Annotated in this window: 22 protein-coding genes; 11 read left to right on the top strand and 11 right to left on the bottom strand. The window is 72.3% G+C overall.

The features are described from left to right. Positions 1-63: 63 nt before the first annotated feature. A complete protein-coding gene (locus tag ACF1BN_RS19690) occupies positions 64-1,770 on the bottom strand; it encodes a glycerol-3-phosphate dehydrogenase/oxidase (protein ID WP_392332831.1) in 1,707 nt (568 codons plus the stop codon). Between the two features lie 295 nt (positions 1,771-2,065). Here ACF1BN_RS19690 and ACF1BN_RS19685 point away from each other — a divergent pair, with 295 nt between their 5' ends. Together ACF1BN_RS19685 and ACF1BN_RS19680 are read left to right on the top strand one after the other, a co-directional pair. Next, a complete protein-coding gene (locus ACF1BN_RS19685; RefSeq protein WP_392332830.1) occupies positions 2,066-3,307 on the top strand; it encodes a nucleotide sugar dehydrogenase in 1,242 nt (413 codons plus the stop codon). A gap of 174 nt (positions 3,308-3,481) precedes the next feature. Beyond that, on the top strand, positions 3,482-4,105 hold the full coding sequence (locus ACF1BN_RS19680) for a hypothetical protein (protein ID WP_392332829.1): 624 nt from the start codon (positions 3,482-3,484) through the stop codon (positions 4,103-4,105). Between the two features lie 77 nt (positions 4,106-4,182). On the opposite strand, the gene ACF1BN_RS19675 is transcribed toward ACF1BN_RS19680, so the two are convergent. The 4 genes from ACF1BN_RS19675 to ACF1BN_RS19660 form a co-directional block, all read right to left on the bottom strand. After that, positions 4,183-5,307: a GuaB3 family IMP dehydrogenase-related protein gene (locus ACF1BN_RS19675; RefSeq protein WP_376599565.1), complete on the bottom strand. Its 1,125-nt coding sequence runs from the start codon at positions 5,305-5,307 to the stop codon at positions 4,183-4,185. 106 nt (positions 5,308-5,413) lie between these two features. Further along, the gene (gene guaB, locus ACF1BN_RS19670) at positions 5,414-6,916 is read right to left on the bottom strand and encodes an IMP dehydrogenase (RefSeq protein WP_392332828.1); all 1,503 of its coding nucleotides are present in this window, start codon (positions 6,914-6,916) and stop codon (positions 5,414-5,416) included. Between the two features lie 140 nt (positions 6,917-7,056). Beyond that, positions 7,057-7,659, bottom strand: coding sequence for a sigma-70 family RNA polymerase sigma factor (locus ACF1BN_RS19665; protein ID WP_030494308.1), 603 nt, complete (start codon positions 7,657-7,659; stop codon positions 7,057-7,059). A gap of 243 nt (positions 7,660-7,902) precedes the next feature. Beyond that, positions 7,903-8,514, bottom strand: a complete 612-nt coding sequence (locus tag ACF1BN_RS19660) for a response regulator transcription factor (protein ID WP_003948568.1) — start codon at positions 8,512-8,514, stop codon at positions 7,903-7,905. A 434-nt stretch (positions 8,515-8,948) separates the two neighbouring features. Between ACF1BN_RS19660 and ACF1BN_RS19655 the strand changes: the two genes are divergently transcribed. Beyond that, positions 8,949-9,287: a WhiB family transcriptional regulator gene (locus ACF1BN_RS19655; protein ID WP_376599559.1), complete on the top strand. Its 339-nt coding sequence runs from the start codon at positions 8,949-8,951 to the stop codon at positions 9,285-9,287. 124 nt (positions 9,288-9,411) lie between these two features. On the opposite strand, the gene ACF1BN_RS19650 is transcribed toward ACF1BN_RS19655, so the two are convergent. Next, the gene (locus ACF1BN_RS19650; protein ID WP_392332827.1) at positions 9,412-10,311 is read right to left on the bottom strand and encodes a LysR family transcriptional regulator; all 900 of its coding nucleotides are present in this window, start codon (positions 10,309-10,311) and stop codon (positions 9,412-9,414) included. 90 nt (positions 10,312-10,401) lie between these two features. On the opposite strand from ACF1BN_RS19650, the gene ACF1BN_RS19645 reads away from it, so the two are divergent. Both ACF1BN_RS19645 and ACF1BN_RS19640 read left to right on the top strand, forming a co-directional pair. Further along, positions 10,402-11,100, top strand: a complete 699-nt coding sequence (locus ACF1BN_RS19645) for an MOSC domain-containing protein (protein WP_392332826.1) — start codon at positions 10,402-10,404, stop codon at positions 11,098-11,100. A 117-nt stretch (positions 11,101-11,217) separates the two neighbouring features. Next, a complete protein-coding gene (locus tag ACF1BN_RS19640) occupies positions 11,218-11,991 on the top strand; it encodes an SDR family NAD(P)-dependent oxidoreductase (protein ID WP_392332825.1) in 774 nt (257 codons plus the stop codon). Here ACF1BN_RS19640 and ACF1BN_RS19635 read toward each other — a convergent pair. Then, a complete protein-coding gene (locus ACF1BN_RS19635) occupies positions 11,985-13,820 on the bottom strand; it encodes a DUF2264 domain-containing protein (protein WP_392332824.1) in 1,836 nt (611 codons plus the stop codon). The genes ACF1BN_RS19640 and ACF1BN_RS19635 overlap by 7 nt on opposite strands. Positions 13,821-14,022: 202 nt before the next feature. Between ACF1BN_RS19635 and ACF1BN_RS19630 the strand changes: the two genes are divergently transcribed. From ACF1BN_RS19630 to ACF1BN_RS19605, 6 genes are all read left to right on the top strand, one after another. Beyond that, positions 14,023-15,132, top strand: a complete 1,110-nt coding sequence (locus ACF1BN_RS19630; RefSeq protein ID WP_392332923.1) for a substrate-binding domain-containing protein — start codon at positions 14,023-14,025, stop codon at positions 15,130-15,132. 108 nt (positions 15,133-15,240) lie between these two features. Beyond that, positions 15,241-16,557, top strand: coding sequence for an ABC transporter substrate-binding protein (locus ACF1BN_RS19625; protein ID WP_392332823.1), 1,317 nt, complete (start codon positions 15,241-15,243; stop codon positions 16,555-16,557). Between the two features lie 6 nt (positions 16,558-16,563). Next, the gene (locus tag ACF1BN_RS19620; RefSeq protein WP_392332822.1) at positions 16,564-17,454 is read left to right on the top strand and encodes a carbohydrate ABC transporter permease; all 891 of its coding nucleotides are present in this window, start codon (positions 16,564-16,566) and stop codon (positions 17,452-17,454) included. 14 nt (positions 17,455-17,468) lie between these two features. Then, positions 17,469-18,293: a carbohydrate ABC transporter permease gene (locus ACF1BN_RS19615; RefSeq protein ID WP_392332922.1), complete on the top strand. Its 825-nt coding sequence runs from the start codon at positions 17,469-17,471 to the stop codon at positions 18,291-18,293. Between the two features lie 17 nt (positions 18,294-18,310). Continuing rightward, positions 18,311-19,330, top strand: coding sequence for a hydroxyacid dehydrogenase (locus ACF1BN_RS19610; protein WP_392332821.1), 1,020 nt, complete (start codon positions 18,311-18,313; stop codon positions 19,328-19,330). A gap of 53 nt (positions 19,331-19,383) precedes the next feature. Next, a complete protein-coding gene (locus ACF1BN_RS19605; protein WP_392332820.1) occupies positions 19,384-20,082 on the top strand; it encodes an ester cyclase in 699 nt (232 codons plus the stop codon). Positions 20,083-20,148: 66 nt separating this feature from the next. On the opposite strand, the gene groL is transcribed toward ACF1BN_RS19605, so the two are convergent. The 4 genes from groL to ACF1BN_RS19585 form a co-directional block, all read right to left on the bottom strand. Continuing rightward, positions 20,149-21,777 carry a chaperonin GroEL gene (gene groL, locus ACF1BN_RS19600; protein WP_392332819.1) on the bottom strand — a complete coding sequence of 543 codons (1,629 nt, stop codon included), beginning with the start codon at positions 21,775-21,777 and terminating at the stop codon, positions 20,149-20,151. Positions 21,778-21,882: 105 nt separating this feature from the next. Continuing rightward, positions 21,883-22,191 (bottom strand): co-chaperone GroES, encoded by a 309-nt coding sequence (gene groES / locus ACF1BN_RS19595; RefSeq protein WP_004955293.1) that lies wholly within the window; start codon positions 22,189-22,191, stop codon positions 21,883-21,885. Positions 22,192-22,368: 177 nt separating this feature from the next. Further along, positions 22,369-22,533 carry a hypothetical protein gene (locus ACF1BN_RS19590; RefSeq protein ID WP_392332818.1) on the bottom strand — a complete coding sequence of 55 codons (165 nt, stop codon included), beginning with the start codon at positions 22,531-22,533 and terminating at the stop codon, positions 22,369-22,371. Continuing rightward, positions 22,530-23,456 carry a polysaccharide deacetylase family protein gene (locus ACF1BN_RS19585; protein WP_392332817.1) on the bottom strand — a complete coding sequence of 309 codons (927 nt, stop codon included), beginning with the start codon at positions 23,454-23,456 and terminating at the stop codon, positions 22,530-22,532. Before ACF1BN_RS19585 ends, ACF1BN_RS19590 begins: the two co-directional genes overlap by 4 nt. Positions 23,457-23,464: the final 8 nt, after the last annotated feature.

Genomic DNA, 23,464 nt, shown 5'->3' with positions numbered 1-23,464 from the left:
GACGCGCCATCGCCACCCCCGGGTTCCCTCCCTTCCCGGACGCACCGTCAGGCGGAGCCCCCGTCAGATCGGGACGATGTCGGGCGCACCGAGCCTGGCGGCGTCCGCCGTGAGGTCGTCGGGCTGCCGCTGCGACTCGCGCTCCGCCTCGACCCGCTTCTCGTAGTGCTCGATCTCCTTCTCGATCCGGCTCGCGTCCCAGCCGAGGACCGGGGCCATGAGTTCCGCCGCCTCGCGCGCGCTGCGGGTGCCGCGGTCGAAGGTCTCGATGGAGACGCGGGTGCGGCGGGTGAGGACGTCGTCGAGGTGGCGGGCGCCCTCGTGGGAGGCGGCGTAGACGACCTCGGCGCGCAGGTAGTCGTCGGCGGCGGCGAGCGGTTCGCCGAGCGAGGGGTCCTCGGCGACGAGGGCGAGCACTTCCTCCGCCAGGGAGCCGTACCGGTTGAGCAGGTGCTCCACGCGGACGACGTGGAGGCCGGTGCGGGCGGCGATCCTGGCCCGCGCGTTCCACAGCGCCCGGTAGCCCTCGGCGCCGATCAGCGGGGTGTCCTCGGTGACGCAGGGGGCCACGCGCTGGTCGAGGGCGTGCACGGCCTCGTCGACGGCGTCCTTCGCCATCACCCGGTAGGTCGTGTACTTGCCGCCGGCGACGACGACGAGGCCGGGCACCGGGTGGGCGACGGTGTGCTCGCGGGAGAGCTTGCTGGTGGCGTCGGACTCGCCGGCGAGCAGCGGGCGCAGGCCGGCGTAGACGCCCTGGACGTCGTCGCGGGAGAGCGGGGTGGCGAGCACCGTGTTGACGTGTTCGAGGAGGTAGTCGATGTCGGCGCTGGAGGCGGCGGGGTGGGCCTTGTCGAGGTCCCAGTCGGTGTCGGTGGTGCCGACGATCCAGTGCCGTCCCCAGGGGATGACGAAGAGGACGGACTTCTCGGTGCGCAGGATGAGGCCGGAGGTGGAGTGGATCCGGTCCTTGGGGACGACGAGGTGGATGCCCTTGGAGGCGCGGACGTGGAACTGGCCGCGTTCGCCGATGAGGGCCTGGGTGTCGTCGGTCCACACCCCGGTGGCGTTGACGACCTGCTTGGCCCGGACGACGTACTCGCCGCCGGTCTCGACGTCCTGGACGCGGGCGCCGACGACGCGCTCGCCCTCCCGGAGGAAGCCGGTGACCCGGGCCCGGCCGGCGGCGAGGGCGCCGTAGGAGGCGGCGGTGCGGACGAGGGTGAGGACGAAGCGGGCGTCGTCCATCTGGGCGTCGTAGTACTGGAGGGCGCCGGTGAGGGCGTCCTTGCGCAGGCAGGGGGCGACGCGGAGGGCGCCCTTGCGGCTGAGGTGCCGGTGGACGGGGAGACCGCGGCCGTGGCCGGAGGAGACGGACATGGCGTCGTACAGGGCGACGCCGGAGCCCGCGTAGAACCGCTCCCAGCCCTTGTGCTGGAGCGGGTAGAGGAAGGGGACCGGCTTCACCAGATGCGGGGCGAGCCGCTCCAGGAGGAGTCCGCGCTCCTTGAGCGCCTCGCGGACGAGGGCGAAGTCGAGCATCTCCAGATAGCGCAGCCCGCCGTGGATGAGCTTGCTGGAGCGGCTGGAGGTGCCGGAGGCCCAGTCCCGGGCCTCGACGATGCCGGTGGAGAGCCCGCGCGTGACCGCGTCGAGGGCCGTGCCGGCGCCGACCACCCCGCCGCCGACGACGAGCACGTCCAGTTCGCGCTCGGCCATGGCCTCCAGCGCCGCGGTGCGCTCGGCGGGTCCCAGTGTCGCTGTCCTCACGGCCGCAGCCTCCCGTCGTCCTGATGTCGTCCCGTGTCCTCGCGTCCCCGCGCTCTTGCTCTTCTCGTCGCCCGGCGACGGACCGGGCCTCCGTACGGCCCGGCTCACCGTCTCGATTCTGGACCGCTCCGGCGGCATCGGCCACCGCCCCCGCGCGGACCTGTGGATAACACTCGGCGACCTTTGATCACGCAATGCCGCATAACGGTCATATTTACTCCTAGTCTGACATTGCATAGGCAGGCTGTTGCGTACGCAACGGACTACGGCTACCGGGAAGGACGGCCCACCCCCCATGCCCGCAGACCTCGCCGTCATCGGCCTCGGCCACCACGGACTCCCCCTCGCCCAGGCCGCGACCGCCGCGGGCATCGCCACCGTCGGCTTCGACACCGACCCCCGCCCGGTCGCCGAACTCGCCGCCGGGCGCCCCCCGGTGGACGGCTCCCTCACCGCCTCCGAGATCCGCCGCATGCTCTCCGGCGGCTTCCGGGCCACCACCAGCCCGGCCGAACTCGGCCGGGTCCGCACCGCCGTCGTCTGCGCCCCGACCCCGCTCGGCCCCGACGGCACCCTCGACCTCACCGCCGTCACCGACGCCGCCCGCGCCCTGGCCGCCCGGCTGCGCCCGCACACCACCGTGCTCCTGGAGTCGCCCGTCCCGCCCGGCACCACCGAGGGCGTCCTGCGCGAGCTCCTGGAGGACGGCTCGGGCCTGCGGGCCGGACGCGACTTCCACCTCGCGTACTCCCCCGGCCGCCTCGACCCCGGCAACCGCCTGCCCGGCCTCGCCGGCACCCCGAAGGTCATCGGCGGCCTCACGCCCGCGTGCACCGAGTCCGCCGCCGCCTTCTACGGCCGCTTCACCGACAAGGTGGTACGCGCGCGTGGCCCCCGTGAGGCCGAGACCGTCAAGCTCCTGGAGACCAACTTCCGGCACGTCAACATCGCCCTCGTCAACGAGATGGCGGTGCTCTGCCACGAACTCGGCGTGGACCTCTGGGACGTCATCCGCTGCGCCGAGACCAAGCCCTTCGGCTTCCAGGCGTTCCGCCCCGGCCCCGGCGTCGGCGGCCACGGCCTCCCCGTCGAACGGCTGGGCACCCACCGCCCGCTCCGCCTCGTCGAACTCGCCGGCCAGGTGAACCAGCGGATGCCGCGGTACGTCGTCCAGCGCGCCGCCACCCTGCTCAACGAGCACGGCAAGTCGGCCCGCGCCGCCCGGGTCCTGCTGCTCGGCATCACGTACAAGCCGGACCTCGCCGACCGCGAGGGGTCCCCGGCCGACGAGATCGCCCACCGTCTGATGGACCTCGGCGCCACGGTCAGCTTCCACGACCCGCACGTCCCGGACTGGCGCGTGCGGGACCTGCCCGTCCCCCGCGCCGACTCCCTCTACGAGGCCGCCGCCCACGCCGACCTGACGATCCTGCTCCAGCACCACCGCGTCTACGACCTCCAGGGCCTCGCGGTGAAGGCGCAGCTCCTCCTCGACACCCGGGGCGCCACCCCGGCCGGCACGGCGCACCGCCTCTGACCACAGCGAACGTCTCGGCGCACGCCATCGCGAACGCCGACCGAAAAGATCCGGCCACGGCCCACCCTCGCACCGAGCCCTCGGTAACGGGTGGGCCACTGTCCGAACGGACTGCTAGTCTCCGGCCCTCTCGATCGCACATCCGTGCGCCATTCCACCGTAGGGGGACCCGTCATGAGCCAGCCCGTTCCGCCGCCCGGCAACCCGTACGCCGAGGGCGCGCCCGGTCAGCAGCCGGCCGGCCAGAACCCCTACGGCCAGAACCCGTACGGTCAGCCCCCCGCCGGCCAGCCGCCGGTCGGACAGCCCCCGGTCGGGCAGAACCCCTACGGCCAGGCGCCCGCCGGCCAGAACCCCTTCGGCGCCTACCCGCCCGCGCCCGCCCCCCGCCGGAACAACGTGGGCCTCGGCATCCTCACCGCCGTCGTCGCCGCGCTGGTCACCGCCGGCATCTACGGCGCCATCCTCGGCGCTGTGGAGATCCAGATCGGCTGGGCCGCCGTCGGCGTCGGCTTCGCGGTCGGCTTCGCCGCCGGCAAGGTCGGCGGCAACAACCCGGTGCTGCCGATCGTCAGCGCGATCCTCGCGCTGGGCGCCGTGTACCTCGGCCAGCTCGTCGGCATCGCCGTCTTCGCCTCCAAGGAGTACGGCTTCCCCTTCGCCGAGCTCTTCTTCGAGCAGTTCGGGATGCTCACCGAGGCGTGGAGCGAGGCCAAGGATCCGCTGACCTTCCTCTTCCTCGCGCTTGGCCCCATCGCCGCCTTCTCCGGCGCCAAGAAGGCCGGCGCCTCCGACTGACCCGGAGCACGCGCGCGTACGGGAGAGGGCCCCGCACCGGTCGGTGCGGGGCCCTCTCCCGTGACGTTCCGGGAGCGTCAGCGCTTGTGCTGCGCGTCCGCGACGGTGACCTCGACGCGCTGAAACTCCTTGAGCTCGCTGTAGCCCGTGGTGGCCATCGCGCGGCGCAGGGCGCCGAAGAAGTTCATCGAGCCGTCCGGGGTGTGCGACGGACCGGCGAGGATCTCCTCGGTGGTGCCGACGATGCCCAGGTCGACCAGCTTGCCGCGCGGCACGTCCTCGTGGACGGCCTCCATGCCCCAGTGGTGGCCCTTGCCGGGCGCGTCCGTGCCGCGCGCCAGCGGGGAGCCGATCATCACGGCGTCCGCGCCGCAGGCGATGGCCTTGGGCAGGTCGCCGGACCAGCCCACGCCGCCGTCGGCGATGACGTGCACGTACCGGCCGCCGGACTCGTCCATGTAGTCGCGGCGGGCCGCGGCCACGTCGGCGACGGCGGTCGCCATCGGGACCTGGATGCCGAGGACGTTGCGGGTGGTGTGCGCGGCGCCGCCGCCGAAGCCGACCAGGACGCCCGCGGCGCCGGTCCGCATCAGGTGCAGGGCGGCGGTGTACGTGGCGCAGCCGCCGACGATGACCGGGACGTCCAGCTCGTAGATGAACTGCTTCAGGTTGAGCGGCTCGGCCGCGCCCGAGACGTGCTCGGCGGAGACCGTGGTGCCCCGGATGACGAAGATGTCCACGCCCGCGTCGACGACGGCCTTGGAGAACTGGGCGGTGCGCTGCGGGGAGAGCGCGGCGGCGGTGACGACGCCGGAGTCGCGCACCTCCTTGATGCGCTGCCCGATCAGCTCCTCCTTGATCGGAGCGGCGTAGATCTCCTGCAGACGGCGGGTCGCGGTGGCCTCGTCCAGCTCGGCGATCTCGTCGAGCAGCGGCTGCGGGTCCTCGTACCGGGTCCACAGACCTTCGAGGTTCAGGACGCCCAGGCCGCCGAGCTCGCCGATCCGGATGGCGGTCTGCGGGGAGACGACCGAGTCCATCGGGGCGGCCAGGAAGGGCAGCTCGAAGCGGTAGGCGTCGATCTGCCAGGCGATCGAGACCTCCTTCGGGTCCCGGGTGCGCCGGCTCGGTACGACGGCGATGTCGTCGAACGCGTACGCCCTGCGGCCGCGCTTGCCGCGCCCGATCTCGATCTCAGTCACGATGTGTGGCCTTTCCCTCTATGTCTGCGCCTACCAGTATCCCCGACACGCGCGTGGGGGGCGGCTCCGGCCACATGCCGGAACCGCCCCCTCCCGTGTGCGCGGACTACTTCCTGCTGTAGTTCGGCGCCTCGACGGTCATCTGGATGTCGTGCGGGTGGCTCTCCTTGAGGCCCGCCGAGGTGATCCGCACGAAGCGGCCCTTCGACTCCATCTCCTCGATGGTGGCGGCGCCCACGTAGCCCATCGTCTGGCGCAGGCCGCCGACGAGCTGGTGGACGACGGAGGAGAGCGGGCCGCGGTAGGGCACCTGGCCCTCGATGCCCTCGGGCACGAGCTTGTCGTCCGAGGTGACGTCGGCCTGGAAGTAGCGGTCCTTGGAGTAGGACCGGCCCTGGCCGCGCGACTGCATGGCGCCGAGCGAGCCCATGCCCCGGTACGACTTGAACTGCTTGCCGTTGATGAAGAGCAGCTCGCCGGGCGACTCCTCGCAGCCCGCGAGGAGGCTGCCGAGCATCACCGTGTCGGCGCCGGCGGCGAGCGCCTTGCCGATGTCGCCGGAGTACTGGAGGCCGCCGTCGCCGATCAGCGGGACGCCCGCGGCGCGGGCCGCGAGACCCGCCTCGTAGATCGCGGTGACCTGCGGGACGCCGATGCCGGCGACCACGCGGGTGGTGCAGATGGAGCCGGGGCCCACGCCGACCTTGATGCCGTCGACACCGGCGTCGATCATCGCCTGCGCGCCGTCGCGGGTGGCGACGTTGCCGCCGATCACGTCGACGCCCACGCTCGACTTGATCTTCGACATCCAGCTCAGGGCGTTGCTGTTGTGACCGTGCGAGGTGTCGACGATGAGGAAGTCGACGCCGACGGCGGCGAGCGCCTGGGCGCGCTCCAGCGCCTCGGGGCTGGCGCCGACGGCGGCGCCGACGAGCAGCCGGCCCTCGGCGTCCTTGGCGGCGTTCGGGTACTTCTCCGCCTTGACGAAGTCCTTGACGGTGATGAGGCCCTTGAGCACGCCCGCGTCGTCGACGAGGGGCAGCTTCTCGATCTTGTGGCGGCGCAGCAGCTCCATGGCGTCGACGCCGGAGATGCCGACCTTGCCGGTGACCAGCGGCATGGGCGTCATGACCTCGCGGACCTGACGGCCGCGGTCGGTCTCGAAGGCCATGTCGCGGTTGGTGACGATGCCGAGGAGCTTGCCGTCGGGGGCGGTGACCGGGACGCCGCTGATGCGGAACTTGGCGCAGAGGGCGTCGGCCTCGGCGAGGGTCGCCTCGGGGTGGACCGTGATCGGGTCGGTCACCATGCCGGACTCGGAGCGCTTCACGAGGTCCACCTGGTTGACCTGGTCCTCGACGGACAGGTTCCGGTGGAGCACGCCGACGCCGCCCAGGCGGGCCATGGCGATGGCCATGCGGGACTCGGTCACCTTGTCCATCGCCGCGGAGAGCAGCGGGATGTTGACCCGGACGTTGCGAGAGATGCGGGACGAGGTGTCGACCGCGTTGGGGAGCACCTCGGAGGCTCCCGGCAGCAGCAGCACGTCGTCGTAGGTCAGCCCGAGTGTCGCGAATTTACCGGGCACTCCGTCGACGTTGGCAGTCATGACACCTTCCCAAATGGCCTTGATCGGTGCGGGATGTCCATGCTAACGGGCTGGAGCGGTGTCTCATTCCACGATCAAGATCAGCGGGAAGCTTTGGACGTTCGCACGTGTACGAAAGGGACGGCGGCGGCCGGTGAGGCTTACTGCTCGGCCAGCGCCCGCAGCCGGCTGAGGGCGCGGTGCTGGGCGACCCGGACGGCGCCCGGGGACATGCCGAGCATCTGGCCGGTCTCCTCGGCGGTCAGCCCGACGGCGACCCGGAGCACGAGGAGCTCGCGCTGGTTCTCCGGGAGGTTGGCGAGGAGCTTCTTGGCCCATTCGGCGTCGTCGCTGAGCAGGGCCCGCTCCTCGGGGCCGAGGGAGTCGTCGGGCCGCTCGGGCATCTCGTCGGAGGGCACGGCGGTGGAGCCGGGGTGGCGCATGGCGGCGCGCTGGAGGTCGGCGACCTTGTGTCCGGCGATGGCGAAGACGAACGCCTCGAAGGGCCGGCCGGTGTCCCGGTAGCGGGGCAGGGCCATGAGGACGGCGACGCAGACCTCCTGCGCGAGGTCCTCGACGAAGTGGCGGGCGTCGCCGGGCAGCCGGCTGAGCCGGGTGCGGCAGTAGCGCAGGGCCAGTGGGTGGACGCGCGCGAGCAGGTCGTGGGTGGCCTGCGCATCCCCTTCGACGGCACGGTGGACGAGCGCACCGATCTCCCCCTGCCCGGCAGGCATGGGGGAACCCATGGTCTCGTCGTCGCGCATCGCTCCATGGTGCCTTGACGTCCGGCCGTCCGTGGCACCCTGTCCGTTGTTGTGCACCGAAGCGTTATGAGCAGGTGCGCCGGGATTCATCTCTGGCGCCCTCCCCTTCCGCTCGATCGACTCGTCCCCGAGGAACTCCACACCTCAAGGATGCGGCATCGGGCGGGGAAGTGACACAGGCCCGCCCCGTCCGCCCCTCGGCGGACGGGGGTACGGACGGGGAGGCGGCGGGTGTCCGCCGATTCAGCGGACCAGACCCCAGCGGAATCCGAGCGCGACGGCGTGCGCCCGGTCGGAGGCGCCGAGCTTCTTGAAGAGGCGTCGGGCGTGGGTCTTGACGGTGTCCTCGGAGAGGAAGAGCTCGCGCCCGATCTCGGCGTTGGACCGGCCGTGGCTCATGCCTTCGAGGACCTGGATCTCGCGCGCGGTGAGGGTGGGCGCGGCGCCCATCTCGGCCGAGCGGAGCCGGCGCGGGGCGAGCCGCCAGGTCGGGTCGGCGAGCGCCTGGGTGACGGTGGCCCGCAGCTCGGCGCGCGAGGCGTCCTTGTGCAGGTAGCCGCGGGCGCCGGCGGCGACCGCGAGGGCCACGCCGTCGAGGTCCTCGGCGACCGTGAGCATGATGATCCGGGCGCCGGGGTCGGCGGAGAGCAGTCGGCGGACGGTCTCCACGCCGCCGAGGCCGGGCATGCGCACGTCCATCAGGATGAGGTCCGAGCGGTCCGCGCCCCAGCGGCGGAGGACTTCCTCGCCGTTGGCCGCGGTGGTCACGCGCTCCACGCCGGGCACGGTCGCGACCGCGCGGCGAAGAGCCTCTCGGGCAAGCGGGGAGTCGTCGCAGACGAGAACGGAGGTCATGACTGACCTCCGCGGCTCTCGCAGCTGATGCGCGTCACCTTGAGCCTCCAGGGCTGGTACGTATCGTCACCTGTGCGGTTGACGCTCCCGGACACCTGCCCGATCGCTTGTTCATTCAACCGCCTCGCACTCTCAACGATGGTCACTCGAAAGAGTTACGGGTCGGACGGGACCTTCGCCACTCCTTGTGAGGGGCCGTGCACGGAGAAGAGCGCCGCAGGTCGCGTTGTCCCTCATCAGAAGCTATGCCCCATTTAGCGGGTTTTCTTCCCTTTTCGCGGTGTCTGTGGCTAGATTCGCAATGAGTCATATTTACATCTACTTCGACAGTAGTCGGATAGATCGGACCGACCGGGGAACGAGGACCCCGGGGCGACAGCCACTTCCCGCCCACCCACAACCCGTCTCGACACGGTTTCAAGGGGACTAGCGCAATGGCAGATTTCTCCCGCCTTCCCGGACCCAACGCCGATCTGTGGGACTGGCAACTGCTCGCGGCCTGCCGCGGCGTCGACAGCTCCCTGTTCTTCCACCCCGAGGGAGAGCGCGGCGCGGCACGGAGTGCGCGTGAGAACTCGGCGAAAGAGGTCTGCATGCGGTGCCCGGTCCGCGCGCAGTGCGCGGCACACGCACTCGCCGTGCGGGAGCCCTACGGCGTATGGGGCGGCCTCACCGAGGACGAACGCGAGGAACTCATGGGACGCGCGCGCAACCGCCTGATCGCGGCCGCGCCGGCGACGTCCGCCGGCCGATCGATCGTGGGGCACGCCTGAAGGAACGTTTCCTCATGAGCTGAGGCCCGACCCCGGGTGACCGGCCGGGCGGGGGCCACGCGTGTGGCGGCCCGGGTCGGCTCGCGAGTCGAGGTCCGCCTCCGGGTGACCGGCCGGGCGGGGGCTACGCGCGCGTGGCGGCCCGGGTCAGCTCGTCCAGGGTGGCCGCCACCGCCGGGACCTGGGCCAGGTCCGGCAGGGTCAGCGCCACGATCTCCCGCTCCACGGCGGGCTCGACCGCGACGGTCCTGGCCCCCTTGGGCCGTACGGACTCGATGGCCAGCTCCGGGAGCACGGCCACGCCGAGCCCCGCGCCGACCAGGCCCACCACCGCCGGGTAGTCGTCGGTGGCGAAGTCGATGCGCGGGGTGAAGCCGGCCTCCTCGCAGACGTCGACGAGCTGGCGGCGGCAGCGCGGGCAGCCGGCGATCCAGGAGTCCCCGGCGAGCTCGGCGATCGGGACCGACCCGGCGCCGGCGAGCGGGTGCGCCTCGGGGACGAGGCCGACGAGCCGGTCGGCGAGGAGCGGGCGCACCACCAGGTCGTCCCACTCGCCGGCCGTGTGGCCGGAGCCGTACCGGAAGGCGAGGGCGATGTCGCAGTCGCCCTCGCGCAGCATCTCCACGGAGCGCGGCGGCTCGGCCTCGACGAGGGAGACGCGGGTGCCGGGGTGGGCGGCGCGCAGCGCGGCGAGCGCGGTGGGGACGAGGGTGGAGCTGCCGCTGGGGAAGGAGACCAGGCGGACCCGGCCGGCCCGGAGGCCCGCGATGGCGGCGACCTCCTCCTCCGCGGCGGTGAGTCCGGCGAGGATGCCGGCGGCGTGCCGGACGAGGACCTCGCCGGCCTGGGTGAGGCGCATCTCGCGGCCGGTCCTGATGAGCAGCGGGGTGCCGGCCGAGGTCTCCAGGGCCTTCATCTGCTGGCTGACGGCGGGCTGGGTGCAGCCCAGTTCGCGCGCGGCGGCGGAGAAGGAGCCGGTGGCGGCGACGGCCCGCAGGACGCGGAGGTGGCGTGCCTCGATCATGGGTCGAGCATAAGCGACGCTTGGATTCGAGGGCGAATATTCGATCACATCTTTGAGGCGATGCCGGAAAGGTCCGCTTAGGCTGCCCCCATGACGCTACTGAGTGTGAACGCGGGCCGGGCGAAGGCCGTCGGCTACACCGACTCCGCCTCCGGGACGACGGGCATCGACAAGCGCCCGGTCGACGGGCCCGTACGGATCGAGGCGCCGGGCCCGAACGGGGTCGGGGGGAGCGGGGTCGCCGGGGACGACGTGTGCGACCCGCGCTTCCACGGCGGCGCCGACCGCGCGGTGTACGCCTTCGCCCGCGAGGACCTGGACCGCTGGGAGCGGGAGCTGGGCCGGGAGCTGGCGAACGGTTCCTTCGGCGAGAACCTGACGACGAGCGGCCTGGACGTGAACGGGGCGCTGATCGGCGAGCGGTGGCGGATCGGCGAGGACGTGGTCGTCGAGGTGACCGGTGGCCGGATCCCCTGCCGCACCTTCCAGGGCCACCTGGAGGAGCGGGGCGTGGACGCGAAGGGCTGGGTCCGGCGGTTCACCCTGGCCGAGGCCGGTCCCGGCGCGCTGCTGCGGGTGATCGAGCCGGGCGAGGTGCGGGCCGGCGACCCGGTCTCCGTCGTGCACCGGCCGGACCACGGCGTCACGGTCGCCTCCCTGCACCGGGCCGCGACCACCGAGCGGCGGCTGCTGCCGGAGACGCTGGTGGCCGCCGAATGGATGGAGTCCGGACTCCTCGCGCTCGCCCGCCAGTACGCGGAGAAGTACGCGGGCGGGACCGAGGACTGAGCCCGGGGAGCGGGGAGGAGAACACGGGCCGGGCGCGGGGAGCGGGGACGAGTACGGCGGCTGAACCCCGGCCGTACGGGGGCCCGGTGGCGCGGACGGGGGCACTACGGTTCCGGTATGACCACTGCACTGATCACGGGAGCCACCGCCGGCATCGGAGCCGCCTTCGCACGCCGGCTCGCGGCCGACGGCCATGACGTCGTCCTGGTGGCACGGGACCTGAAGCGCCTTCGGGAGCAGGCCACCGAGCTGCACGACCGGCATGGCGTGGAGGCCGAGGTGCTCGCCGCCGACCTCTCCGGGGAGGAGGGCATCGCCGCGGTCGAGGCCCGGCTCTCCGACCCGCGCCGCCCGGTCGACCTGCTGGTGAACAACGCGGGCTTCGGAAACAAGGGCCGGTTCCTCGACGTGTCGATGGCCGACGAGCTGAGGATGCTGACCGTGCACTGCGAGGCGGTGCTCCGGCTGACCTCGGCCGCGGCCGCCTCGATGAAGGGGCGCGGACGCGGCGGGGTGGTGAACGTGGCCTCGGTGGCGGCCTTCGTGCCGCGCGGCACCTACGGCGCCTCCAAGGCGTGGGTCGTGCAGTTCACCCAGGGCGCGGCCCGGGACCTCGCGGGCAGCGGGGTGCGGCTGATGGCGCTCTGCCCGGGCTTCGTGCGCACGGAGTTCCACGAGCGGGCCGGGATGGGGACGGACAACATCCCCGGCTGGATGTGGCTCGACGCGGACAAGCTGGTGGCGGCGGGCCTGTCGGACCTGGCGCGGGGGAAGACCCTGTCGATCCCGGACCCGCGCTACAAGGCGCTGATGGGCGTGGTGAAGCTGGCGCCGCGCTCGCTGCTCGGCGGGGTGTCGTCGAAGGCCGGACGCAAGTACGGCCCTCAGTAGGGCGCCGCCCCGTCGGCGGTGACGAGGGAGACGGCGCCGTCCCGCCACCGGACGTGGAGCGTGGTGCCGTCGGCGACCCGGACGTCGGCGAGGGTCGCCGCGGGGGCGGGGTCGGGCTCGCCGGTGAGCGAGACGAGCGCGGCGAAGAGCGCGGCGGGCCCCCGGGTGGTGCCGTGGACGGCGGGGGTACGGGTCGGGGCCGGGCCCTGCAGGGTGGGGCCGGTGGGGAGCACGGCGACCTCGGGGCCGTAACCGTGGACGGGGTGGAGCTGGGAGGCCGGCGCGCCGGGGCCCTCGGCGGCGGCCCAGCCGGTCTGCCGTACGGGGGTCCCCTCCGGGGCGTCGAGGACGAGGTGGACGCGGAGTTCGGCGCGGCCGTGGACGACGGTGGTGGAGACGACCCGGACGCCGGGGAGCGGGGTGTGGGCGGAGACCGCCCGGTCGGGTCCGGTGGCGAGCGGTTCGGCGGGGCCCCGGTGGCTCGCCGTGCCGTCGGGGCCGAGCAGCGCGAAGTGGTTGTCGGCCGGGTCGGGTGCGGTGGTGGGGCCGGTGCGGGTGGCGTAGGCGAAGCGGGCGTAGCCGGGGTCGTCGCCGTCCTCGCCGCCGGCGGCGATGTGGTTGCTGCCGTGGTTGTGGAGGCGGACGAGGCCGTCGGCCGCGGTGGTCTGGACGAGCAGGCCGGTGGGGCCGAGGGGACGGGCGGTGTCGGCGCGTTCGGCCGGGAGGGGTTCCTCGGGGTCGGTCCAGGCGGGGTGGTCCGGCGGGAGCAGCAGGCCGAGGAAGCCCTTGGAGGCCCAGTAGGGGGAGCCGGGGCCCGAGTAGGGCTGGACGAGCGGGGCGTGCGGGCCGTACCAGCCGAGGGTGAGCAGGCCGTCCGGGCCGGTGGCGCCGCGGTCGAGGAAGTGGCGCAGGGAGCCGGAGGCGAGGCGGCGGGTGGCGCCGGGGGTGAGCGGGGTGTGGCCGGTGAGGGTGCCGAGCCAGGGGGCGGCGGCCGCGGCGAAGCGGTAGATCAGGGAGCGGCCGTAGGGGACGGGGGCGCCGTCGGCGTCGAAGAGGTGGGCGTGGTCGGCGAGGTGGGCGTGGAGCCGGGGACCGTACCGGTCGAGGAGGGCCCGGTCGCCGGCGAGGTGGGCGTGGAGCACCGGGTAGAGGTGGAGGGCCCAGGAGTTGTAGTGGTCGAAGGCGCGGTTGGCGCCGTCGCTGTACCAGCCGTCGCCGAAGTACCACTCCTCGATCCGGGCGAGGGAGCGGTCGATCGTGGCGGCGGCGCGGTCGGTCCCGGCGTCGGCGTCGGCGTCCTGGAGGAAGCCGGCGACGGTGAGGCCGAAGAGCCACCAGTTGTTGTCGACGGGGGACGGGGCGAGGGCGGGCCGCAGCCAGTCGGCGACGCGGTGGCGGGTGCGGTCGTCGAGTCGGTCCCAGAGCCAGGGGCGGGTGAGGCGCAGGGCGAGGGCGATCGAGGCGGACTCGACGATCGCCTGGCGGGTGTCGGTCATCAGGGGCCAGGCGTCGGGGTCGTGGTCCGTGCCGGGTGCGGCGGTGCCGGCGGCGAGGCCGGCCGCGTACCGGTCGAGGTGGCCGTGCGGGTCCTCGCCCCGGGCGCCGGCGACGCGGAGGGCGGCGAGCAGGAAGGTGCGGGCGAAGCCTTCGAGGCCGTCGGAGCGGGGGCCGGACCAGCTGGGGCGGGGTCCCGGGAGGTCGATCCGGCCGCCGTGCGGGGACGCGTACGGGCGGACGGCGAGGAGGAGCCGGTCGGCGGTGTCCTCCCAGTGGGCGCGGGTCCAGCCGGTGTGCGGGCTGAGCTCACGGTCCTCGGCCGGCGTGGGCATGATGCTCCCTGGGATCCGTGGGGGTGACGGCCGCGCCGCCGGTCCGGCGGGCTTCGGCCGGCTGCCGGAATCCTCGGCGCGGTCCGATCGAATCGTCAAGACATCTGGATCGAATGATCGAAACTCCCGCCGTTCGATCATCTCGTCTATGGTCGGAGCATCCCAGGCCGGGAACCACCACCACCGCGAGGGGGAACCGCACGTGCGCGAGAGTGCCGCCGAACGACACGCCCGACTGCTGGACCTGGTCCGCGAGCGCGGCACCGTCCGCGTCGCCGAGCTGGCCGGCCTGCTGGGGGTCTCCCCCGTGACCGCCCGCCGGGACGCGGAGGCACTGGCCTCACGGGGGCTGCTCGACCGGGTGCACGGCCAGGTCTCCTGGCCGCGCGCGACCGCGCCGGGCACCGCGCAGGGCGGGCCCGGCGCCGGCGAGGGCCTGGTGCTCGGCCTGCTCGCGCCCTCCGCCACGTACTACTTCGCCGAGGTCATCCGGGGCGCCCACGAGGCGGCGGCCCGGGCCGGCGCCCGGCTGGTGCTGCGGATCTCGGACTACCGCCCGGAGGAGGACCGGGCGCGTACCGAGGGGCTGCTCGCGGCCGGCGCCGAGGGGGTCCTGGTGGCCCCGGGCTGGCGCGGCCCGGAGGACCGGCTCGCGTACGGGGACTGGCCGGCCCGGCTGCCGGTGCCGGCCGTGCTCCTGGAGCGGCGGGCCGAGCCGGGCAGCCCGCTCGACGGGCTCGACCGGGTCTCCTCCGACCACTCCCACGGCGTGCTGCTCGCCCTGCGCCACCTGCTCGGTCTCGGACACGGGACCCCGCTGCTGGTGGCCCGGGGCGACTCGCCGACCGCGCTCGCGGTGCGGGCCGGATACGCGGAGGCGCTGGCCGTGCTGGGCCTGGAGGCGCCGCGGCCGGTGATCGACTCCGTGCCGGCCGAGGCGGACCCGGAGGGGTTCGAGCGGGCGGTGCGGGCGCTGTACGAGGCGGTCCGCTCGGGCCTGGCGAGCGCGGCGCTCGTACACAACGACGTGGACGCGATCGAGATCATGCAGCGGCTCGCCCCGCTCGGCGTGCGGGTCCCGGAGGACCTCGCCCTCATCGCGTACGACGACGAGGTCGCCGCGCTGGCCGACACCCCGCTGACGGCGGTCGCCCCGCCGAAGCGGCAGGTGGGCAGGCACGCCACGGAGCTGCTGGTGGAGCGGCTGACCGGGGGCGCGGACGAGGACACGGCGGGCCGGCATGTGAGCCTGCTGCCGCGGCTGCGGGTGCGGGAGTCCTGCGGGGCCGCCCGGCCGGCTCCTCCACTCTGATCGATCTGATCTTTTTTCGATCATTCAATCTTTCGCTCTTGACTTCGCTCAGGAACGGTCCCAGGATCACGGCCAACCCCCTCCACGCCGCCGATCAGGAGCCGAGCCGTGAGCCTCAGCTGGAGCAGAACGTCCCGTGTCATAGCCGGCACCGCAACCGTCCTCGCCGTCCTCACGGCCTGCGGCGGAGGCGGTGACGCGACCGATTCCGCCGACGGGAAGCCGGTCACCCTCACCTTCTGGGGCTGGGCCAAGGGCTCCAAGGACGTCGTCGACGCCTTCAACGCCTCCCACACCGACATCAAGGTGACCTTCGAGGAGATCCCCTCCGGCAACGCCGGCGGCTACGCCAAGATCTCCAACGCCGTGAAGGCCGGGAACGCCCCCGACCTCGTCTCCATCGAGTACCCCTCGCTCCCCGAGTTCGTCTCCTCCGGCGCCCTCCAGGAGATCGGCGACGTCTTCCCCGAGTCCGCCAGGGCCGGCCTCCTCCCCCAGACCGTCGAGCTCACCACACTCGGCGGCAAGAACTGGGCCGTCCCCTTCGACGCCGCCCCGCAGGCCTTCTACTACCGCAAGGACCTCTTCGAGAAGCACAGCATCGAGGTCCCCACCACCTGGGACGCCTTCAGGAAGGCCGCCGAGCAGGTGAAGAAGGCCGACGGCAAGGCCCGTATCGCCACCTTCTTCCCCGACGACCCCACCACCTTCGAGGCCATGGCCTGGCAGGCCGGCGCCCAGTGGTTCAAGGCCGAGGACGACACCTGGAAGATCGACACCACCGACCCCGCCACCACCAGGGTCACCACCTACTGGCAGGGCCTCCTCGACGCCGGCCTCGTCCACAAGAACGCCTCCTTCAGCCCCGAGTGGACCGGCTCCCTCAAGAACGGCACCACCCTGGGCTACCTCGGCGCCTCCTGGGGCGCCGGCGTCCTCAAGGGCACCCTCCCCGAGCAGTCCGGCAAGTGGGCCGTCGCCCCCATGCCCACCTGGGACGGCAAGCCCGCCTCCGGCATGCTCGGCGGCTCCACCTTCGCCGTGCCGAAGAACAGCACCAAGAAGGCGGCGGCCGTCGAGTTCGCGACCTGGATGTCCACCACCGAGGAGGGCGTCGAGGCCCGCATCGCCTCCGGCACCTCCAGCGCCTTCCCCGCCGCCACCGCCCTGCGCCCCGCCGCCAGGAAGGCGTTCGACGCGGGCTTCTACGGCGGCCAGGACATCTACGCCCTCTTCGAGACCGCCGGAGCCTCCATCTCCCCCCGGTGGTCCTGGGGCCCGACCACCGGCACCACCAACACCGCCATCAAGGACCGCTTCGGCGCCGTCGCCCCCGGCGGGCCCACCCTCGCCGACGCGGTGAAGGCCGGCCACGACGCGACCGTCGCCGAGCTCACCAAGCGCGGCCTGAAGGTCGAGGGCTGACAGCGCATGAAGGCCCGCACCCGTGCCGCGGCACTCCTGCTGACCCCGTTCTTCCTGCTCTTCACCGCGGTGCTGGTGGTGCCGATCGGCTACGCGGTCTGGCTGAGCCTCTTCACCGAGAAGCAGTCCGGACTGGGCTTCGGCGGCTCCGAGACCGTCTTCGCCGGACTCGGCAACTACGCCGCGGCGCTGGGTGACCGGGCCTTCCGCGAGGGCTTCGGTGTCCTGCTCGGCTACTGCCTGCTCTACCTGCCGCTGCTGCTCGGCGGGGCCCTCGGCCTCGCCCTGCTCCTCGACAGCGCCCTCGCCCGCGCCCGCCGCCTCTTCCAGCTCGCGCTCTTCCTGCCGCACGCCGTGCCCGGCATCATCGCCGCCCTGATCTGGGTCTACCTCTACACGCCCCAGCTCAGCCCGGTCGTCCAGGCCATGGAGGCCGGCGGGATCGGCTTCGACTTCTTCTCCCCCGAGGGCGCCCTGCCCTCCGTCGTCAACATCGCGCTGTGGGAATGGCTCGGCTACAACCTGATCATCTTCTACGCCGCCCTCCAGGCCATCGACCGCTCCGTCCTCGAAGCCGCCACCGTCGACGGGGCCGGCGCCTGGCGCGTCGCCTTCTCCGTCAAGATCCCGCTGCTCCGCGGCTCCCTGGCGATGGTCGGCCTCTTCACCGTCATCGGCTCCCTCCAGCTCTTCACCGAACCGCTGATCCTCAGCAGGGGCACGGGCTCCGCCGTCACCTCCACCTGGACGCCGAACATGTACGCGTACTCCGCCGCCTTCGACCGCAACGACTACGGCCTCGCCGCGGCCGCCTCGATCCTGCTGGCGCTGACGGCCGCGCTGCTCTCCTTCGCCGTCACCCGCCTGACCAGGGACCGGAAGGAGAAGGCCGCGTGACCGCCTCCCGCTGGATGTCGAGGACCGCCGTCAACGGCGTCCTCCTGCTCGCCACCTGCTACATGCTCTTCCCGCTCGTCTGGCTGGTCACCGCCGCCACCAAGGACGCCGGCGGACTCCTCGCCGGGAACGCCTTCTCCTTCGAGGGCTTCGACCTCGGCGGCAACCTCGCCCGGATCGCCGAGTACAACGACGGCGTCTACTTCCGCTGGTACCTCAACAGCCTCCTCTACGCCGGGGTCGGCGCCGCCGCCTGCGCGCTGATCAGCGTCGCCGCCGGATACGCCTTCCACGTCTACGACTTCCGGGGCAAGGAGAAGCTCTTCGGCCTCGTCCTCCTCGGCGTCCTCGTCCCCACCACCGCGCTCGCCCTGCCGATGTACCTGCTCGCCAGCGAGATCGGCATCGTCAACACCTACGCCGCCGTGCTCCTCCCGGTCCTGGTCAACCCCTTCGGGGTCTACCTCTCCCGGGTGCTGTGCGCCGCCTACGTCCCCGAGGAGGCGCTGGAGGCCGCCCGGATCGACGGCGCCGGTGAGATGCGGGTCTTCTGGTCGATCGGTCTGCGCACGGTCATGCCGGGATTCGTGACCGTCTTCCTCTTCCAGTTCACCGCCGTCTGGAACAACTTCTTCCTCCCGCTGGTGATGCTCTCCGACCAGAAGCTCTTCCCGCTGAGCCTCGGCCTCTACGCGTGGAACAGCAACGCCCACGCCGAACCCGGCTACTACCCGCTCGTCGTCACCGGCTCGCTGCTCGCCGTCGTCCCCCTCGTGCTCGCCTTCGTCTCGCTCCAGCGCCACTGGAAGGCCGGTCTGACCGCCGGCAGCGTCAAGTGAGGAGCCCCGGTCCCGCCATGCCCCCGACCACCGACCACCGTCCTTCCCTCCTGCTCGCGATGGGCCCCGGCGTCGCCGGCCGGCTCCTCACCGACGCCCACCGCGCCCGCCTCGCGGCCCTCACCCGCACCGATCCGCACCTGGTCGCGCACGACCTGACCGCCCCGGACCCGCGCACCGCCGCCGCCCTCGCCGAGGCCGAACTCCTCCTCACCTGCTGGGGCGCCACCCCGCTCACCCCGGAGGTGCTGGCCCGGGCGCCGCGCCTCAAGGCCGTGGTGCACGCGGCCGGTTCGGTGAAGCACCACATCACCGACGCCTGCTGGGAGCGCGGCATCCAGGTCACCACCGCCGCCGCCGCCAACGCCCTGCCGGTCGCCGAGTACACCCTCGCCGCGATCCTCTTCGCCGGGAAGCGGGTGCTGCGCTCGGCCCAGCGGTACGCCGAACTCCGCGCCGACCACGCCTGGCTCGCCGAGTCCGCCGACTGGGGCAACTACCGCCGCACGGTCGGCATCGTCGGCGCCTCCCGCATCGGCCGCCGGGTCGTCGAACTCCTCCGCCCCTTCGACGTGGAGGTGCTGCTGTACGACCCGTACCTGAAGGAGCCGCCGCCGGGCGCCGTCCTGGCCGGCCTGGACGAACTCTGCGCCCGCAGCTCGGTCGTCTCGGTGCACGCGCCCCAACTCCCCTCCACGTACCGCATGATCGGAGCCCGCCAGCTCGCCGCCCTGCCCGACGGAGCCACCCTGGTCAACACCTCCCGGGGCTCCCTGATCGACGAGGACGCCCTCCTCCCCCACCTGACCACGGGCCGCCTCCACGCGGTCCTCGACGTGACCGACCCCGAGCTCCCGCCCCCGGACTCCCCCCTCTACACCCTCCCCAACGTCCTGCTCACCCCGCACATCGCCGGCTCCCTCGGCAACGAGCTGCACCGCATGACCGACCAGGCGCTGGACGAGATCGCCCGCTACACCCGCGGCGAGCCCTTCGCGGAGGAGGTCAGGGCCGCCGACCTGACGCACTCGGCCTAGACCGGCCTAGACTGGAGGGGTCCATCCGCGGCTTCGCCCCGTCGGAGGCGGCCATGACCTTCGTGCAGATCATCGATTGCAGGACGAGCCGGGTCGAGGAGCTGAACCGGCTCATGGACCGCTGGGTCGAACAGACCCGGGGAAAACGCACCGCCACCCACAGCATCGTCGGGACCGACCGGTCCGACGCCCAACACGTCGTCGAGATCGTGGAGTTCCCCTCGTACGACGTGGCCATGCGCAACTCGCAGCTGCCCGAGACCGACCGGATCTTCCGGGAGCTGGTCGCGCTCTGCGACGAGATGCCGACCTTCACCGACCTGGACGTGGTCCGGGACGAGGCGCTGTACAAAGCGAACGCGCGGCAGATGTTCGAGCGGATGGCGAACGGCTCCGACCTGGCCCTGCTCGACACCCTGCTCGCCGAGGGCTACCACGACCACGATCCGACGAACCCGGTGGACACCCTCGGGATGGACGCGGTCCGGCGCGAGGTGGAGCAGTGGCGCGCGGGCTTCGACTTCGCGTTCACCGTCGAGGACCAGCTCGCCGACGGTGACCGGGTGTGCACCCGGTGGAGCTGGAGAGGGACCCACGTCGGCGACTTCATGGGCCTCCAGCCGACCGGCATGGAGGTCACCATGACCGGCACCACCATCCACCGCTTCCGCGACGACGGGAAGATCGCCGAGGGCTGGTGGCAGTACGACCTGCTCGGACTGATGGGGCAGCTCGGGGCGGTCGAGGCATAGGAAAGACACCGAGGCCCGGTGCTCCCGCGACGGGAGCACCGGGCCTCGGTGGTTCAGTCAGTGGCCTCAGTGGGAGTGGCCGTGACCGTGGCCGTGACCGTGGTCCGCCGGCTCCTCCTCCTTCTTCTCCACCACGAGGGTCTCGGTGGTGAGGAGCAGGGAGGCGATGGAGGCGGCGTTCTCCAGGGCGGAGCGGGTGACCTTCACCGGGTCGATGACGCCGGCCTTGACCAGGTCGCCGTACTCGCCGGTGGCGGCGTTGAAGCCCTGGCCCTTGTCGAGCTCGGAGACCTTGGAGGTGATGACGTAACCCTCCAGGCCGGCGTTCTCGGCGATCCAGCGCAGCGGCTCGACGGCGGCGCGGCGGACGACGGAGACGCCGGTGGCCTCGTCTCCGGTCTTGCCGAGGTTGTCGTCCAGGATCTTGACGGCGTGGACGAGCGCGGAGCCACCACCGGAGACGATGCCCTCCTCGACCGCGGCGCGGGTCGCGGAGATGGCGTCCTCCAGACGGTGCTTCTTCTCCTTCAGCTCCACCTCGGTGGCGGCGCCGACCTTGATCACGCACACGCCGCCGGCCAGCTTCGCGAGGCGCTCCTGGAGCTTCTCGCGGTCCCAGTCGGAGTCCGTGGACTCGATCTCGGCCTTGATCTGCGCGACGCGGCCCACGACGTCCTCGGACTTGCCGCCACCGTCGACGATGGTGGTGTCGTCCTTGGAGACGGTCACGCGGCGGGCGGTGCCCAGCACGTCCAGACCGGCCTGGTCGAGCTTGAGGCCGACCTCCTCGGCGATGACGGTGGCACCGGTGAGGGTGGCCATGTCCTGGAGCATCGCCTTGCGGCGGTCACCGAAGCCGGGCGCCTTGACGGCGACGGCGTTGAAGGTGCCGCGGATCTTGTTGACCACGAGGGTGGAGAGCGCCTCGCCCTCGACGTCCTCGGCGATGATCAGCAGCGGCTTCGAGGCGCCGGCCTGGATGACCTTCTCCAGGAGGGGCAGCAGGTCCTGGATGGAGGAGATCTTGCCCTGGTTGATCAGGATGTACGGGTCGTCGAGGACGGCCTCCATACGCTCCTGGTCGGAGACCATGTACGGCGAGAGGTAGCCCTTGTCGAAGGCCATGCCCTCGGTGAACTCCAGCTCCAGGCCGAAGGTGTTGGACTCCTCGACGGTGATGACACCGTCCTTGCCGACCTTGTCCATCGCCTCGGCGATGAGCTCGCCGACCTGCTGGTCCTGCGCGGAGAGCGCGGCGACGGCGGCGATGTCGGACTTGTCGTCGATCGGGCGCGCGGTGGCGAGCAGCTCGTCGGAGACGGCCTTGACCGCGGCGTCGATGCCCTTCTTGAGGGCGGCCGGGGAGGCGCCGGCGGCGACGTTGCGCAGACCCTCGCGGACGAGCGCCTGGGCGAGCACGGTGGCGGTGGTGGTGCCGTCACCCGCGATGTCGTTGGTCTTGGTCGCCACCTCCTTGACGAGCTGGGCGCCGAGGTTCTCGTACGGGTCGTCGATCTCGACCTCGCGGGCGATCGTGACACCGTCGTTGGTGATGGTGGGGGCGCCGAACTTCTTGTCGATGACGACGTTGCGGCCCTTGGGGCCGATCGTCACCTTCACCGTGTCGGCCAGCTTGTTGACGCCGCGCTCAAGGGCGCGACGGGCGTCCTCGTCGAACTTCAGGATCTTCGCCATGGGAGCGGTTCAGCCCTCTCGGAAATCGTGTGGGAAAACGAACCGCGCCCCTGGACGCCCAAGAGATCAAGGGGTCAGGGGCGCGGTCAAAGCAGGTACGTCGTCTTACTTCTCGATGATCGCGAGCACGTCGCGGGCCGAGAGGACGAGGTACTCGTCGCCGTTGTACTTCACCTCGGTGCCGCCGTACTTGCTGTAGAGCACGACGTCGCCGACCTTGACGTCGAGCGGCAGGCGCTCGCCGTTCTCGAAGCGGCCCGGGCCCACGGCGAGGACGGCGCCCTCCTGGGGCTTCTCCTTCGCGGTGTCCGGGATGACCAGGCCCGAGGCCGTGGTCTGCTCGGCGTCGAGCGGCTGGACCACGATGCGGTCCTCGAGCGGCTTGATGGCAACCTTGGAGCTGGCGGTCGTCACGATCCGACCTCCCCCTTCGGAGATCTCGCGGGGTTAACTGTCTGGGGTGGCGACCAGGTGGATCCGTCGTCGCGGGTGCCGGACCTGCCTGTCGCTGTGTTGGCACTCTCCAGTGGGGAGTGCCAGAGCCGAGACTATGACCGCGATTAGCACTCGGTCAAGCGGAGTGCCAATTCCTCACTCCGTGGCGGCCTCCGCGCGGACGGTGGAGCCGTCCGGACCCCGGTCGCCGACGCTCTCGACCGCCTTGCGGCCGAGGCGTTCGAGCGGGTCGACGGCGGAGGCACAGCCCGTGAGGGCGAGGAGGAGGACGGCGAGGACGAGGGGGCGGAGCCGGGTCATACGTAGTCCTCCAGCTTGCCGACCGCGTAGCCCTTCGACGTGATCACGTTCATCACCCGGCGGATCATGTCCGGCATGCTGCCCTTCCAATCCTCCTCGCCGCGGAAGTGGGTGAGGACGATGTCGCCGGGGTGCAGGTCGCGGTCCCACTCGCGCCACTCCATGTGGTCCGGGAACGCCTCGGAGGCCCAGAGCGGCACGGCCTTGACGCCGCAGGACGCGGCGGCGCGCAGGGTGTTCTCGTTGTAGTTGCCGTACGGGGGCCGGAAGAGCTCGGGGCGCTTGCCGTACTTCTTCTCGATGACGTCCTGCATCCCGCAGATCTCGCGCTTCTGGCGCGCGTAGGAGAGTCCGGGCAGGTACTTGTGGTTGAGGGTGTGGTTGTGGAGGGCGACCCCGCCGGGCTGGGACTTCTGCATCTTCGCGAAGTAGGCGTAGTCGTCGCTGACGACGTAGTCGCTGAGGAAGGCGCTGTACGGGATCTTCAGGTCGCTCATCATCCGGATGAGCTCGGGGTCCTTCTCGGATCCGTCGTCGATGGTGAGGAAGACGACCTTCTCCTTGGTGGGGACCGTGGTGAAGACGGGCGGCAGCCCCTCGCCGTCGGTCTCGAAGCCCTTCCGGGTGGTGATCTTCGGCTTGGTCCTGGGCGGGGCGGGCGCTTCGAGGGGGGTGAGCTTGAGGCCCCACTTCTTCGCGGCGGCGGCCCGGGCGGCCCGGCGCTGCGCCAGAGCGGCCTTCTTCTCCGCGGCGAGCCGGGCCGCGGCCTGCGCGGCGGTCCGCTCCGGGGCCTGCTGGCCGGCAGCGGGGGCGGGAGCGCCGGAGGACGCGGGCTCGGAGCCGCCCGCGCAGGCGGCGGTGGAGGTGAGCGCGGCGACGAGGAGCGCGGCACCGAGGGCGCGACGCGAGGAGCCCTTTGCCATCATTTCTT

Origin of the sequence: Streptomyces sp. NPDC014861, from assembly GCF_043081625.1 — a bacterium.
GTDB lineage: Bacteria > Actinomycetota > Actinomycetes > Streptomycetales > Streptomycetaceae > Streptomyces.
This window is presented reverse-complemented; position numbering and strand designations above follow the sequence as displayed.

What these genes read in the sequence shown, in the direction of transcription:
- ACF1BN_RS19685 (WP_392332830.1), top strand. Translation starts at nt 2,066, where the DNA reads ATGCCCGCAGACCTCGCCGTCATCGGCCTCGGCCACCACGGACTCCCC.
- ACF1BN_RS19680 (WP_392332829.1), top strand. Translation starts at nt 3,482, where the DNA reads ATGAGCCAGCCCGTTCCGCCGCCCGGCAACCCGTACGCCGAGGGCGCG.
- guaB (WP_392332828.1), bottom strand. Translation starts at nt 6,916, where the DNA reads ATGACTGCCAACGTCGACGGAGTGCCCGGTAAATTCGCGACACTCGGG.
- ACF1BN_RS19665 (WP_030494308.1), bottom strand. Translation starts at nt 7,659, where the DNA reads ATGCGCGACGACGAGACCATGGGTTCCCCCATGCCTGCCGGGCAGGGG.
- ACF1BN_RS19660 (WP_003948568.1), bottom strand. Translation starts at nt 8,514, where the DNA reads ATGACCTCCGTTCTCGTCTGCGACGACTCCCCGCTTGCCCGAGAGGCT.
- ACF1BN_RS19655 (WP_376599559.1), top strand. Translation starts at nt 8,949, where the DNA reads ATGGCAGATTTCTCCCGCCTTCCCGGACCCAACGCCGATCTGTGGGAC.
- ACF1BN_RS19650 (WP_392332827.1), bottom strand. Translation starts at nt 10,311, where the DNA reads ATGATCGAGGCACGCCACCTCCGCGTCCTGCGGGCCGTCGCCGCCACC.
- ACF1BN_RS19645 (WP_392332826.1), top strand. Translation starts at nt 10,402, where the DNA reads ATGACGCTACTGAGTGTGAACGCGGGCCGGGCGAAGGCCGTCGGCTAC.
- ACF1BN_RS19640 (WP_392332825.1), top strand. Translation starts at nt 11,218, where the DNA reads ATGACCACTGCACTGATCACGGGAGCCACCGCCGGCATCGGAGCCGCC.
- ACF1BN_RS19635 (WP_392332824.1), bottom strand. Translation starts at nt 13,820, where the DNA reads ATGCCCACGCCGGCCGAGGACCGTGAGCTCAGCCCGCACACCGGCTGG.
- ACF1BN_RS19620 (WP_392332822.1), top strand. Translation starts at nt 16,564, where the DNA reads ATGAAGGCCCGCACCCGTGCCGCGGCACTCCTGCTGACCCCGTTCTTC.
- ACF1BN_RS19615 (WP_392332922.1), top strand. Translation starts at nt 17,469, where the DNA reads ATGTCGAGGACCGCCGTCAACGGCGTCCTCCTGCTCGCCACCTGCTAC.
- ACF1BN_RS19610 (WP_392332821.1), top strand. Translation starts at nt 18,311, where the DNA reads ATGCCCCCGACCACCGACCACCGTCCTTCCCTCCTGCTCGCGATGGGC.
- ACF1BN_RS19605 (WP_392332820.1), top strand. Translation starts at nt 19,384, where the DNA reads ATGACCTTCGTGCAGATCATCGATTGCAGGACGAGCCGGGTCGAGGAG.
- groL (WP_392332819.1), bottom strand. Translation starts at nt 21,777, where the DNA reads ATGGCGAAGATCCTGAAGTTCGACGAGGACGCCCGTCGCGCCCTTGAG.
- ACF1BN_RS19590 (WP_392332818.1), bottom strand. Translation starts at nt 22,533, where the DNA reads ATGACCCGGCTCCGCCCCCTCGTCCTCGCCGTCCTCCTCCTCGCCCTC.
- ACF1BN_RS19585 (WP_392332817.1), bottom strand. Translation starts at nt 23,456, where the DNA reads ATGGCAAAGGGCTCCTCGCGTCGCGCCCTCGGTGCCGCGCTCCTCGTC.